Here is a 13,593-nt window from a genome sequence, read left to right as displayed (position 1 = left end):
GTCCGTTGCAGACCGGCGCGCGCCGACACAAGGTGCGCGCCGTTTTCACATCAGTCGACGCCTTTTCCGCCGGTGGCGCCATAAACCTCGCCATTAATGAAGCTTGCTTCCTGCGAAGCCAGAAAGACGAAGATCGGCGCGAGCTCGACCGGTTGACCGGGTCGGCCGAAGTCGCTGTCCTTACCGAAATTTTCGACCTTCTCATCCGGCTGACCGCCGCTCGGCTGGAGGACAGTCCAGAAAGGGCCTGGAGCGACGACGTTGGCCCGCACTCCTTTTTCGATCAGTTGCTTTGCGAGCGCCTTTGTATAGGCAACGATGCCGGCTTTGGTTGTGGCGTAATCCAGGAGGATTGGTGACGGCCGGTACGCCTGAATGGAAGCAGTGGTGATGACGGAGGCGCCGGGCGGGAGATGCGGTTGAGCCGCCTGGGCGATCCAGTGAAGCGCGTATAGATTGGTCTTCAAGGTGGCGTCGAAATCTTCCGACGTTACGAGCGACACGTCTTTTCGAAACTGTTGACGAGCGGCATTGATCACGAGGATATCTATTCCACCGAACGCGGACAGCGTTCGAGCCACCAACTCGCGACACCAGGTCTCCTCCTTTAAGTCGCCAGGAAGCGCCAGAGCCTTTCTTCCCTCTTTCTCGATCAGCTCAACAACCTCTTTCGCATCCGGTTCCTCTTCGGGAAGATAGGAGATTGCAACATCAGCCCCTTCGCGTGCGAACGCTATTGCTGCGGCCCGCCCGATCCCTGAGTCGCCACCTGTGATCAGGGCCTTGCGTCCTTTCAGGCGACCTGCGCCTTTGTAGGAGTGCTCGCCATGATCAGGCTTCGGATGCATCTTGCCAACGATGCCGGGCATCGATTGCGGCTGTGGGTCGAATGGCGGCGCGGGATATTGTGTTCGGGGATCCTGCATGGTCAAGCGATCGGTCATCGGACAATCCTCACATGGGTGACTACCTCCTAAACTCGTCGATTGGACTGGGGTTCCGACAGGCGCCGACCGGCTGGCTTTCAGATGCGAGCGGCAGAGGAATGCTTGGGCGGCTTTCTCGCTGACCAAGTGGCGGCAACGGAACCAAACCGACTGCCTTGCCGTTCCCGTCTGAGGTGAATGACAACTGCAACAGGGAGATTTTAGGCCATGCACTTGCTGCACAGGGTTTTTGCCGACGTGCAGCTGATGCTTCGCCGTCCGCCGCGACTGCAGTACGCGGCTTTGTGCTATAGGTTTCTTCCCGGTCATACTCTCGAAATCCTTCTGATAACGAGCCGCGACACCGGCCGCTGGGTCATTCCGAAGGGTTGGCCCATGAAGGGAAGACGCGCTCACGAGGTTGCAGCCCGGGAGGCCTTCGAGGAGGCCGGAGTAAGAGGCACGTGCCAGAGGGCTGCCCTTGGCTACTACGTCTACAGAAAACGCCTGGACACGGGCGTCAGGATTTCCTGCAGAGTTCAGATTCACGCGATTGAAGTATCTAGGCTTGTCAGAAACTTTCCGGAGAAGGACGAGCGCAAGCTTGCCTGGTTTGACTATCGCGAAGCTGCGCGGCGCGTGGCAGAACCCTCTCTTAGACAACAGATTTTGCGCTTTGCGCGTTCGTCATTCCGATGACGGGATCCGGTGCGCAGGGTTCGATCATTTCGCTTGCGGGCGGGATTGCCCCTCACGCTTACACCGACGGTCGCAGGCCGGATGGGTAGGGAGCTCGACTGCCATTGCGTTGGCCAAAAGGAGAAAGCGGAAAAATCCTGATGTTCTCCATCTCCATCGCGTCCGCTTGACACGGCCTGCGACCTCATTAGGAAATGCCGCTGCAATCAAAAACGTTCCTCAGGACTTGGTTTTCAGCGCTGAGAGCGAGCATCCACGCTATGACAGCCCGCGAGATCAAGGCGGGCACAGAGGGTTGAAACGCCCTATGCCCGCTAGACACTCAGGCCTAGCCGCCCTTTCGGCCGGCCTTCTCTCTATCGTGCTTGAAGCTTCCTTTTGAACCTTCCGAAGATTTGGACGACTTGGCGGCCGGTTTGGCAGACTGTACGGCTTTTCCGCTTCCGGCTGGCTTGTGACCGTTCTGGTCGCGGACTTGTTTGGGCATGTGTCGGCTCCTTTTTTCCTGATTTCTCGCTCAATGCGAGAGGTGTCCAAACCGGCCACTGCTTCGAGTGTTCCGCCATCTAAGCATTGTTCGATCTTTCAGTCTCGGGCCGACAAAAGCCGCTCGTCCGATCGTTTGGGAACATCGAGGCTCGACCGCGATTGATATACCTGAACTCTCCTTGCCGAGCATAAGAGGCAAGCGCGAGTGGCTGCGGTCAAAGCTGAAGGAGCTGTTCGACATGGAGATAGTTGGCGTTCAAGTCGCACGCGCAGTCGCTCCCACCGGAGAGACTGTCATCCGCGTGATGTTCAACGGGAAAGACGGTGCCTCAGTCGTCGTCGTCATGGCGAATACCGTCCATCCGGAAGATGATCCGAAGGCAATCGAGCGGGCGAAGAATATCCTCGTCGAGACCGCCAGGTGCAAGACTGCGTTCAACGACTATGATGCGCAGAGCAACGGCAATTTCGACGAAATGTCCATTGCCGCGGTCAGCGAAGGGAATGAGGATCAAATATACATATACGAGTATCGCGATGGCGAGGGCAGCACACAAACTCCCCCGTCGAGGATGCCGAGCCTCAAAGCTGCGCGAGAAGAGGCACTTCGCTCAGCAGTCGATCTCTTGGGCGACATCAAAGAGAGCGGAGAGGTCCCGTCAGGCTGGCTCGTTCGCGTTCGAAGCGAAGGGGGAGAATTTCTCTTCGCCATAGACACGCAGGAGGCGGAGGCGGCTCGGCGAACTGGCAAGTGATCACTATAACCGGCCACCCACGTGCCCGGATTGGTCCTGGCGGGCGTTCTGGGGATTTGAGCTCTTGTTCATCCATCTTCTCGATACCGACGTACTCATTGCGGGCTTTCGATGCCAAAATGAGCTCGTCGAGCTTTGCCTGCATCGCCTTTCCATCGCGATTTTCAGAGTTCTGCAGGACAAACACCATCAGGAAGGTGATGATCGTCGTGCCTGTGTTGATGACGAGTTCCCACGTGTCACTGAAGCCGAAAAATGGGCCGGCAACTGCCCATAAGAGAACGACGACGACGGCAGCCATGAATGTGCTCGGCTTGCCGGATAGGTCCGCAACGGAAGTGGCAAATCTGGAAAATAAGTGGCCGTCATCCGACATGTTTTCCTCGCGGATGGCAAGGGCGACGCTCGCGAGCCGATAGTTGGGCGACGAGCGCATCACCGTTCCGTATAAACCCGCAAAGACCATCGGGGTTCCGGCGGTCGGACGCACCTCCACCCCGCGACATTCGGGAACGATCGGACCCTCCCTTCGTTATCTCAATCACAAAGGAAGGGTCGATGGTAGAAACCTGGAACGAATGCGTCATCATCCAACTACCTGCGCTTGACGGCGTTCAGATCGTTTGGACACCGGCTCAAGCGGCGAACTTGCTCAGCGACTGCTGGCCCGTGGATCACGGAGTTGCCTACTCAGAAGCGCTCAACAAATGCACCGATGCAATGCTTGGCGTTTACCCTTGGGAAACGGCGAGAGAGGCGTTTATCAAGGCGATTTTGGAAGGCCGCGTCACGAAACTGCGATGAAACCGGACTCCAGATAAGAAGGTGAGGCCATGTCTCGAGCGCATCGAAATATCGGCCGTACGATCCGTTCTGGCGGCATTGGCGATCGTAACGGTTGTTGCGATGCTGGCGATTCTTTAGCGGGAAACCGAAACCCGACCGATGACGACGAATGAGGGTGCTGGCTGTCTGCCTGTTCGCGGATTATCGCCTCGGCGACTTTGAGATGCCAACGCCTTCGCGCCGCCACCCCTTCCACCAATCAATTCCCTATTGACGCAGATTTCTCAAAGGGTTGAAGTATGTTTGCAGCCCTTATGAGGAGATATGAAACTGGAGAGCATCACCACCACCGCTGCGTCCAATGAAATGGCCCGTTTGATCGAGGCATATGACTGGGAGGACAGTCCTCTTGGCGCTGTCAAGGACTGGCCGCCGTGCCTCCAAGCCGCCGTCGACATCATGTTGCCGGCCCAGGCCCAGATCGTCTTGTTTTGGGGCGAAGAGTTCATCGCTCTTTACAACGACGCCTATGCTCCGACGATTGGAGACAAGCATCCGCGCGCGCTTGGGCGCCCAGCACGCGAGCACTGGGGCGAGCTCTGGAGCGATCTCGAACCACTACTTCGACGCGTTCTTGACGGCGGCGAAACGGTCGTGGCGAAAGACCGGCCTTTTTACATCGAGCGCCATGGCTATCCCGAAACGGTCTATTTCGACATCTCCTATTCGCCCGTGCGCGACGAGAACAAGACCGCGCGGGGCGTTTTTTGCATTGTCAACGAGACGACGGAGCGTGTGAGATTTGAGAATGCCTTGCAGGCGAGCGAAGCGCAATTGCGTGCGATCTTTTCGCAGTCGGCTGCCGGCATCGCCCAGACCGACCTCAAAGGCCGTTTCCTCCTCGTCAACAGTCGCTTCTGCGACATCGTCGGCTATAGCGAAGCCGAATTGCAGACCATGCGGATTCACGACATCACGTTTGCCGAGGACATGGCAGAGAGTGCCCGGTTGTTTAACGAAATGACGCGGAACGGCGACAGCTACGAGATGGAAAAGCGCTATGTGAGAAAGGACGGAGGGCTCGTGTGGGTAACGAACTCCGTATCGGTGCTGCGCGATAAACAAGGCGTTTTCCAACGGGCCGCCGCCGTCATCGTCGACATCACCGAACGTAAGCGAGCACAGGAGGTCGAGCGGCGCCTCGCTGCCATCATCGCCTCTTCCAACGACGCAATTCTTGGCATCGACCTTAAGATGAGGATTACGAATTGGAACGGCGGCGCCGAACGGCTCTACGGCTATTCGGCACAAGAGATTGTCGGACGCTCTGTCATGACGCTGGTCCCGGAGGATCGTATTGACGAAGAGCCTGCAATCTTGCGCCGGGTCAGCGCCGGACTGAAGGTCGAACCCTATGAAACCAAAAGACTTCACAAGGATGGACGAACCGTCGATGTGCTCTTGTCGGTGTCGCCGATCTACGATGCGTATGGCAGCATTGTCGGAGCCTCGAAGCTCGCTCACGACATAACGGCTCGCAAGGAGACGGAACGCCTTCAGACCGTTCTTGTCGGCGAGCTAAATCATCGCGTGAAGAACCTGTTTGCAACAGTCCTTGCGATCGCACGCCAAACGCTGGGTGTCAGCGCGACTGATCCATCTGAACTGCAAGGGTTTGAAGCGCGGATCGCTTCGATGGCGCGAGCACACGACCTCCTCATGCGTGGAACCTGGGAAAAGGCCGAGTTGCGCGCGGTTATCGATCAGTCTCTCGCCCCCTTCCCCCCGGAGCGATTTGAAATTTCAGGCCCGAGGGTCCACCTGCCGCCGAGAGCGGTCATATCTGTCTCACTCGCGCTCCATGAACTGGCGACAAATGCCGCCAAGTACGGTGCCCTGTCGGCAAGTGAAGGAAGGGCCTCGATCACGTGGTCACTTGATGCGGATGGACGACTGACTTTGCGCTGGGCGGAAGCGGGCGGTCCAACGGTCAAGGAACCATCGCGTAAGGGCTTTGGCTCACGTCTCATCAAGACCCTCTTGGCCGCCGAGTTGAACGGGCAGGTCAACATCGCCTATCGTCCTGAAGGCGTGGTATGCGAAGTCGCAGCCAATCTGCAAAGCGGATGGAACCAGGCGGATCCCGCCGATGATGAAGTGTAAAGAGAGGGTTGTGCGCGAGCTTAGCGAATGTACCGAACGGCGGCCACGCCAGCTGGGGCATCGCGTTCGCCACCCACCAAGGAACCGGCCTTTATTCCGCCCGGTTCGTGCGTCTCATTTAAGGAATACATTCCTCTTGCGGAGAATTGCCCATGGCGACCGGTGCATCCCAGCGTTTGCACGACGGGGTCGCTGCCGTCGAGACGATGACGCGGTTTGCAGTGGCAGTTCTGGCCCTCGCCTCAGGCGTATACACCTACCTTGGCGTCCGTAGCATTCTGGATGGCTCGCCGACTGCGGTTTTCTTTGCAGCGATCATCTACTCGGCTTCTGTCTCCGTCGGCATCTACGCGTTCTGGTCCTATATGGCCCGGTTCTATCCGCATATCACTACCCATACGGGGCGCGCCTCCATGCTTGGCGTCATGGCGCTCGGCGCGGCCATGATCATGGCTATGTCAAGCTGGCTCAACGCCGCGGCACTCGCCGGCTCCGCCGCACTCGAGCAACATCTCGCAGAAACCGTCGAAGACTACACCGCCGACCTTGACCAGGCGCACCAGAACGCTTTGGCCGCTCAAAGCCTTCTGCCCGATATCCAGCGTGCGTCCGAACGGTTCGCACAGCTTGCCCTTTCCGAACGGCAATCTGGCGCTTTAACCGGCACGACAGGCTCAGGAAGTGTCGTGCAGTTGCTATCTCAAATGTCAGCGCAAATGAAAGATCTCGAAACCGGGATCAACGCTTCACGCGAACAGGTGACGACCCTGTTCAATCAAGGACAGAAGCGGCTGGAGACGATGCGCACTCTGGTCTCGGCGCCTGGCGCAATCGAGCCGCGCGCGGATCAATTTTCGTCGGAAGTCGTAGCACTCACAGGCGTTATCGCTTCTCTCGGGCAGACTTCCATCGCGCCTTCGATCCGCCGCGCGGCCGACGATCTTTCTCTCGGCTTTATTGCTCCGGTTGCCGACGGTGGCGATGCGGACCTTGTCGAGCGTCAGGACAGGGTAATGGCAACGGTGCGCGCTTCTGTGGCGGCCCAGTCGAAGGTGCTCTCTGAAGCTGCCGACGAGATCCTTGCGCGTACATCGGTGACGGAACGCAGGTTCGTGCCGCTATCATCTGCAGAAGCGGTGTTGCGCTACGCCGGCGACTTTATTCCAGCCTGGGCCGGCGCCATCTCTATCGATCTCCTGCCCGGCGTACTGGTGTTCATTCTCGCAGTCGTGCACGGCGCGATCCGAAAACAGGAAGAAAGGATGCCTTTCGCCGAACGCATCACGGCGGCCGAACTCGTGCAGGCAATAGAATTGAAGCGTGCGCTAACGCAAAGCGGCTCGGATCTGATGGAGGTTACAGCCGAGCTTGAAGCACAGAAAACCACGGAAGAGGCAAACAACATCACAAACCTCGACCCGAGAATACGTCCCAAGGATCGCTCACATGAGGATCGATGAACCGATCAAGGCCTTGAAGCGCCTCGACGATGGCACCGCGATGCGAGGCGCGTTCTATCTACTGCTGTCGTTGACGGCGATTTTTCTCATCATCGACGTTCGCAACATGGAAACCAACCCCAAGCTGTCAACCGCCGACCCAGCCTACCAGGTCCCGTTCCTGCCGCCTGCAGGAACCAAGGGGCATCCGAGCGATCCTGCGCAAAGCCCATCGAGCCCAGTCGAAGTGCTGAACAAGCCGATGACGTTGGAACTTGGCCCGGGCGGCGTCCTGCTTGTCGAAGGTACCTTCGATAAAGGCGCGTCTTTGCGCTTTGCCCGAGAGATCGAAGTTCGCGGCGAGTATGTAAGAACCGTCGCGCTCAACTCCCCAGGCGGCTCAGTGGACGACGCGCTGGCAATTTCCAAGCTGATACGCGAAAAATCGTTGACGACGAAAGTTGTGTCGAGAGCACTTTGCGCTTCCTCATGTCCAATCGTGTTTGCAGGTGGCGTTGAGCGCCTCGCGGAAAAAGACGCGGTGGTTGGAGTGCACCAGCTATTTAACGTCAGCAACGTCATACCCGCCGCAGACGAGGTCATGTCGACCACACAATCCGCCACCGCACGCGTCGCCCGCCATCTCGAGGCCATGGGCATTGCTGCTGAACTCTGGTTCAACGCCTTGGAAACGCCTGCGGACCGCCTTTATTACTTGACGGCGAAGGAAATGGCCGATTTTCGACTGACGACAACGCCAGCTGCGAGTTCCAAGAAGAGAAGTTAGGTTTCCACCGAGCGGATCACGGCGACGCCAGGGCATGGAACAATGGCGGGCCTCTTGCTCAGCCGACACGAGCAACTGAACGCTTCGCCCATTGAGGCGACCCGGCTTCGCACTGAAGTGACCGCCATCGCAGCCACGACGTCAAGCAGGCGAACGCCGTCGTCGAAGCAGCGGAAAGTGGTCGGACGAAATCGGAAGTTTATAGTGAGGAAGGATGCATCCATTTCGCGTCGCCGATCGTTAGGAATCGAGCAACTGGATGTTTGGTGATGTCCTCGAAATACTCGCACCCGAAGAGCCACGCTACGGCCTACGTCGTCTTCGCAGCCGCGTTGTTTGCGCTTTATATGCTTGATACCAATCGGCGCGCTCCTGGGCGCGACGAGGCAAACGGCAATCCCACGCACGCGAAAGAAGATGACGATCATGGCCGCTATGCCGATGTCCCCGAGGACATCCCCCCAAGAGGGCTCTACGACGTTCTTTGGCGCGTCATCCACGAAGTTTCTAACGACCGCGTGGCGTTCGTCGCCGCCGGAGTGACGTTTTACCTGCTCCTTGCACTGTTCCCGGCATTGGGTGCTATTGTCTCGCTGTACGGATTGCTCGCTGATCCAATCGACATTGCCGAGCACCTGAAGGCTCTGTCCTACACGCTGCCCCCGGGGGCATTCGATGTCTTTGAGCCGCAGGTCCAAGCGCTTGTGCATATGCGCGAGACGACGTTGAGCGTCACCTTCCTGGTCAGTCTCTTCATCACGCTTTGGAGCGCCCGAAACGGCACGCTCGCACTCTTCGACGCAATGAATGTTGCCTATCAGGAAGTCGAGAAGCGTGGATTTCTCAAGCTCAATGTTATCGCAATCGTTTTCACACTTTGCGCGATGATTGTCCTCATCATCATGATAGGCGTCACTGCCGCTCTGCCCGCGGTCTTTCGGCTCGTCTCCCTCGATCCGACAAATGAGGCTTTGATCCTGCTAGCAGGCTGGGTACTAGTGGTTGCGGCCGCTTTAACAGGAGCGGCAGTCGTTTACCGCCTTGGCCCCAGTCGCGAGCCGCCAAAGGTTCGTTGGTTAACCTGGGGATCGCTCTTTGCAACGTCCGCTTGGATCGTGATGTCTTTGGCCTATGCGTGGTATCTGAGCAATCTGGCCGACTACAATGCCAGCTACGGCGCGCTCGGTGGCCTTGTCGGTTTCCTCATTTGGCTCTGGTTATCGGTGACCCTGCTGATCGTTGGCGCCGAGTTGAATGCGGAACTTGAGCACCAGACTCTGAAGGATTCGACCACTGGCAAACCCCTGCCTATGGGCTTTCGGGGAGCGTACGTGGCCGACACGATCGGCCAGGCTGCAAAGTAGCCGTTGGGACCAAGCACCAAACGAGATGCCGCAGGCGGTTGGTTCTACGAGCGCGGGCAAGAAGGCGCTGCCAAGATGCTCTGTTGCGGTGCGACGCGCTAAGGCTTTAGCGGAGAGCCTTCGTTGGCGCTGCGATAGGCTCTTCGCTTCCCATTGCGGAAGAAGAGGTCCAAGACAAGCTAGAATGAGGCAGACGTTATGCGCGGGCCTTAATCCACTCCATTTCCCCACCGTATATTGTCGCACTCTTCCCCCCTCGGATTTGCGCCGAAGGGCCCACGATACGAAAAGGCGCGATCACGAGGGAACTCTTGGAACACACGCAGGTTTTGGCGGGTGTACTCCTTCCCGGCCCCCTTGGAACCTCGCAGATGTCGAGCGCCCTTCGCCAGTGCCGGTACGCTAGAGAAGAGGATCGATCGATGGCCGACAAGACCAAATTTGACAGCGAGCCCGGTCGCGGCGGGGAAACGCATCAGCACGTCTCGGAAAAGACCGCTGGAGCACACCTCACCACCAATCAGGGTATTCGGGTCTCCGATAATCAAAACAGCCTGAAATCAGGCGAGCGGGGACCGGCGCTTCTGGAAGACTTCGTTTTGCGCGAGAAGATCTTTCACTTCGACCATGAGCGGATCCCGGAGCGGATCGTGCATGCGCGCGGCTCGGCGGCACATGGGTTCTTCGAACTAACCCAGTCCCTTAGCGACGTGACCATGGCGGATCTTTTTCAGCGGGTTGGTGAAAAAGTGCCGGTGTTCGTGCGCTTCTCAACGGTCGCCGGTGGCGCCGGCTCGGTCGACACACCTCGCGATGTCCGCGGATTTGCGGTCAAATTCTACACCCAGCAGGGCAACTGGGACCTGGTTGGCAACAACATTCCCGTCTTCTTCATTCAGGATGCGATCAAGTTCCCGGATCTTATCCACGCGGTCAAAATGGAAGCCGACCGTGCCTACCCGCAGGCCGGCAGCGCTCACGACACATTTTGGGACTTCGCCTCGCTGATGCCCGAGAGCACCCACATGTTGATGTGGGCTATGTCCGATCGGGCAATACCGCGCTCCTACCGCATGATGCAGGGCTTTGGCATTCATACATTTCGTTTCGTCAATGCCGCCGGCAAATCGACCTTCGTCAAGTTCCATTGGAGGCCGAAGCTTGGGGTTCAGTCGACGATATGGGATGAAGCACTGAAGCTGCAGGCCGCTGACAACGACTATCATCGCCGTGATCTTTACGAAGCGATCGAGAGCGGCAGTTTTCCGGAGTGGGAACTCGGCGTTCAACTGTTCGACGAGGCGTTCGCGAACAAACTCCCCTATGACGTACTCGACGCCACCAAGATCATTCCGGAGGAACTTCTGCCGTTGACGATCGTCGGCCGGCTGGTTCTTGACCGAAACCCCGACAACTTCTTTGCGGAAACCGAACAGGTAGCGTACTGCCCGGCAAACATCGTTCCTGGAATAGACTTCACCAACGACCCACTTCTTCAGGGGCGGTTGTTTTCCTATCTCGATACGCAGAAGTCCCGCCTGGGCACGGCAAACTTTCACCAGCTGCCGATCAACGCGCCGAAGTGCCCGATGATGAATTTCCAGCGCGATGGCATGATGCAGATGAACCTGCCCAAGGGCCGGGCAAACTACGAGCCGAACAGCCTGGCAATGGCAGGAGAAAACAGCGGTCCACGCGAATGCCCGAGCGCCGGCTTCCGAACCTTGGAAGCGCAAACCGGTAAAAGGGAACAAGGTGAGAAGCTTCGCATGCGCGCCGATCTCTTTGCCGATCACTATAGCCAGGCGCGCCTGTTCTGGCTCTCTCAAACGGACTCAGAACGGGCGCACATAGCCTCATCGTTTGTTTTCGAGTTGTCCAAGGTTGCCCTTGACCACGTGCCACCGCGGATGCTCGGCAATCTCTTGAACGTCGACAAGGGTCTTGCACAACGGGTGGCCGACGGTCTTGGTATTGATCTCCCCGCGATCAATCCGGCTGCACGGGAACCGGTCGATCTCGCGCCCTCGCCTGCCCTGTCCATCCAGAAGAACATGGTGGAGACGGTCGAGGGACGGAAGATCGGTATCCTGATCGCCGACGGCTCGGACGCAGTTGCGCTCAAAAAGCTCAAGGACGATATCGCCAAAGCGGGCGCCGTGCCGTTTGTCGTGGCCCCAAAGATCGGCGCTACAAGGCTCTCCAACGGAAAGGCCGTAAAAGTCGACGGCCAGCTCGCGGGCTCTCCGTCACAGGTTTTTGACGCGATTGTCGTGCTGCTTTCAAAGGATGGCGCCGATATTCTCGTCAACGAAGCGGCGGCCATCCAGTGGATTATGGACGCCTTCGGCCACCTGAAGGCAATCGGGCACAGCGAGGACGCGCTACCGATCTTGAAGAAGGCGGGCGTGGAGATCAGCGCGGGGGTCGTGCCTATTGACGCCCATTTCCTGGAAGCCGCCTCAAAACGTTTCTGGGATCGTGAGCCCAAACTGCGTCTGCTTGCATAAATGCAATTGCCGCTTTCCGTTCACCTGCTGCGTCCGCGGTAGATGTAACCGTCGGGCAGACGCGGGATGATCTGGGGCTTGAGCTACATTCTCGCGAGAATCACGCCTGTCCTCGTTGATGTCGCACGCGATGAATTGCCCGAGGGCCATGGTACCGAAATTTCGGTCTCTGCGCGCGCGAAGAGGGCAAACCGATCTCCGTTGCCAGCCTCACGTTTCGCAACCGCTGGCTCGATTGACGGATTTGCGTTCGCCCGGCGAATTTCGCGTCTTCCATTGAAACGCCGCACTGCAGCATTATTTTGTGCAGTGCAGCAATCATTACTAAGTGCTGCATGAGGCCGCTGTGATAGCCATCCTGGCGTTACGGCCTGGAGGTTTCGTTATGCGCTCCTTGTCTAACACCCTCGCTTTGCTCAAGCAGTTCCGCACACATCCGGTCGACCCTTCTCTAGAGGGTCACTTGTCTGCATTCGAGGCCTTTGGATCGAATCCTGGCCAGCTTGAGGCACAGGTTCATGTCCCATCGACGGCAATTCCACGACCGGCGCTCGTCGTCGTCTTGCACGGCTGCACCCAGACGGCGTCGTCATACGACACAGGCTCGGGATGGAGCAGATTGGCCGACGACTACGGCTTTGTCGTCCTCTTCCCGCAGCAAACCCGCAGCAACAACGCCAATCTTTGCTTCAACTGGTTCCAGCCGAACGATATGGTGCGCGACGATGGTGAAGCGCTTTCAATCCGCCAGATGATCGCGGCCGCAGTAGCACGCTATGACATCGATATCTCGCGAGTTTACATCACCGGCCTTTCAGCCGGTGGAGCGATGGCCAATGTGATGCTGGCAACCTATCCCGAAGTCTTTGCCGGCGGCGCAATCATAGCCGGCCTTCCCTATGGCACGGCACACACGATACCCCAAGCGTTCGACCGTATGCGTGCGCAAGGCATTCCCGACACTAAAACGCTTCAAAAGCTGCTTCGGTCCGCTTCCAAAACAACGGGCCCATGGCCGGCGATATCGGTCTGGCAGGGAACGCAGGACACGACCGTCAACTCGGCCAACGCAGATGCGATTGTCGACCAGTGGCTGGGCATTGCTGAAACCCGAGGATCCCCCCGGGTAGACCAACCAACGTCGCGGCTTGAACGCCGGGTCTGGGTCAATGCCAACGGGGAGGAACGCCTTCAGCTCTACCGCGTCAAGGGTATGGGCCACGGCACTCCAATCGATGCTAAAAGTGGGTACGGTCGGGCAGGGCCCTACATGCTTGACGTCGGCATTTCGTCGACCGAGGAAATCGCCAAGGCTTTCGGGGTTGCGGCGCCATCCTTGAGACAGATAAAGCCGGGCGTCGCCTCTGACGCCCCTATCCCCACGGCTCGGAGCAACGATAATCCGAGCCCAAAGGGACCGACGGACGGCATTCGGCGGACAATCGAAGACGCGCTACGCGCAGCGGGGCTGATGCGATAACACCGCCCGCACTTGCTTCTTGGCCACCCGCCCTTTTTGATCTGCCGACTCACCGCATAGAGATGCCTCAAACGGCGAGTGAAGCCGGCGCCGCAAACATTCAATTTACACGTTGCCCACTCTGATGGGCCATATTTTCAGCCCTCACGATATGCGGCGGTCATTTTTGAAGTGCAACCACATCGAGCCACGAAG

Annotated in this window: 10 protein-coding genes and 1 pseudogene; 9 read left to right on the top strand and 2 right to left on the bottom strand. The window is 58.2% G+C overall.

The genetic code is table 11. The features are described from left to right. Positions 1–50: 50 nt before the first annotated feature. Positions 51–944, bottom strand: a complete 894-nt coding sequence (locus IB277_RS22235) for an SDR family oxidoreductase (protein ID WP_060581466.1) — start codon at positions 942–944, stop codon at positions 51–53. A 210-nt stretch (positions 945–1,154) separates the two neighbouring features. Here IB277_RS22235 and IB277_RS22230 point away from each other — a divergent pair, with 210 nt between their 5' ends. Beyond that, positions 1,155–1,625, top strand: a complete 471-nt coding sequence (locus tag IB277_RS22230) for an NUDIX hydrolase (protein ID WP_060581467.1) — start codon at positions 1,155–1,157, stop codon at positions 1,623–1,625. Positions 1,626–2,293: 668 nt separating this feature from the next. Further along, positions 2,294–2,869, top strand: a complete 576-nt coding sequence (locus tag IB277_RS22225; protein ID WP_060581468.1) for a hypothetical protein — start codon at positions 2,294–2,296, stop codon at positions 2,867–2,869. Between the two features lie 55 nt (positions 2,870–2,924). Here IB277_RS22225 and IB277_RS38200 read toward each other — a convergent pair. Next, a pseudogene (locus tag IB277_RS38200) lies at positions 2,925–3,245 on the bottom strand (low affinity iron permease family protein); the annotation flags it as partial. A gap of 182 nt (positions 3,246–3,427) precedes the next feature. Here IB277_RS38200 and IB277_RS22215 point away from each other — a divergent pair. From IB277_RS22215 to IB277_RS22185, 7 genes are all read left to right on the top strand, one after another. After that, positions 3,428–3,673: a DUF982 domain-containing protein gene (locus tag IB277_RS22215; RefSeq protein ID WP_060581469.1), complete on the top strand. Its 246-nt coding sequence runs from the start codon at positions 3,428–3,430 to the stop codon at positions 3,671–3,673. Positions 3,674–3,979: 306 nt separating this feature from the next. Next, positions 3,980–5,818 (top strand): PAS domain-containing sensor histidine kinase, encoded by a 1,839-nt coding sequence (locus IB277_RS22210; RefSeq protein ID WP_192371768.1) that lies wholly within the window; start codon positions 3,980–3,982, stop codon positions 5,816–5,818. A gap of 152 nt (positions 5,819–5,970) precedes the next feature. Then, the gene (locus IB277_RS22205; RefSeq protein WP_060581470.1) at positions 5,971–7,278 is read left to right on the top strand and encodes a hypothetical protein; all 1,308 of its coding nucleotides are present in this window, start codon (positions 5,971–5,973) and stop codon (positions 7,276–7,278) included. Further along, a complete protein-coding gene (locus IB277_RS22200; RefSeq protein WP_192371767.1) occupies positions 7,265–8,044 on the top strand; it encodes a hypothetical protein in 780 nt (259 codons plus the stop codon). The genes IB277_RS22205 and IB277_RS22200 overlap by 14 nt, the downstream gene beginning before the upstream one ends. 269 nt (positions 8,045–8,313) lie before the next feature. Continuing rightward, positions 8,314–9,408 carry a YihY/virulence factor BrkB family protein gene (locus IB277_RS22195; RefSeq protein ID WP_060581472.1) on the top strand — a complete coding sequence of 365 codons (1,095 nt, stop codon included), beginning with the start codon at positions 8,314–8,316 and terminating at the stop codon, positions 9,406–9,408. 422 nt (positions 9,409–9,830) lie between these two features. Further along, entirely contained in the window at positions 9,831–11,918 is a 2,088-nt protein-coding gene (locus IB277_RS22190) for a catalase (protein ID WP_192371765.1), read from the top strand. A gap of 385 nt (positions 11,919–12,303) precedes the next feature. Next, the gene (locus IB277_RS22185; protein WP_192371764.1) at positions 12,304–13,398 is read left to right on the top strand and encodes a PHB depolymerase family esterase; all 1,095 of its coding nucleotides are present in this window, start codon (positions 12,304–12,306) and stop codon (positions 13,396–13,398) included. Positions 13,399–13,593: the final 195 nt, after the last annotated feature.

The organism is Ensifer sp. ENS07 (genome assembly GCF_014852185.1).
GTDB lineage: Bacteria > Pseudomonadota > Alphaproteobacteria > Rhizobiales > Rhizobiaceae > Ensifer > Ensifer adhaerens.
The sequence above is the reverse complement of the archived record's forward strand: the minus strand, read 5'-3'. Positions and strand labels throughout refer to the sequence as shown.

Bases quoted from the DNA above. Each gene is read 5' to 3' on its own strand.
- IB277_RS22230 (WP_060581467.1), top strand. From the start codon at position 1,155: ATGCACTTGCTGCACAGGGTTTTTGCCGACGTGCAGCTGATGCTTCGC.
- IB277_RS22200 (WP_192371767.1), top strand. From the start codon at position 7,265: ATGAGGATCGATGAACCGATCAAGGCCTTGAAGCGCCTCGACGATGGC.
- IB277_RS22190 (WP_192371765.1), top strand. From the start codon at position 9,831: ATGGCCGACAAGACCAAATTTGACAGCGAGCCCGGTCGCGGCGGGGAA.
- IB277_RS22185 (WP_192371764.1), top strand. From the start codon at position 12,304: ATGCGCTCCTTGTCTAACACCCTCGCTTTGCTCAAGCAGTTCCGCACA.
- IB277_RS22205 (WP_060581470.1), top strand. From the start codon at position 5,971: ATGGCGACCGGTGCATCCCAGCGTTTGCACGACGGGGTCGCTGCCGTC.
- IB277_RS22215 (WP_060581469.1), top strand. From the start codon at position 3,428: ATGGTAGAAACCTGGAACGAATGCGTCATCATCCAACTACCTGCGCTT.
- IB277_RS22195 (WP_060581472.1), top strand. From the start codon at position 8,314: ATGTCCTCGAAATACTCGCACCCGAAGAGCCACGCTACGGCCTACGTC.
- IB277_RS22210 (WP_192371768.1), top strand. From the start codon at position 3,980: ATGAAACTGGAGAGCATCACCACCACCGCTGCGTCCAATGAAATGGCC.
- IB277_RS22235 (WP_060581466.1), bottom strand. From the start codon at position 944: ATGACCGATCGCTTGACCATGCAGGATCCCCGAACACAATATCCCGCG.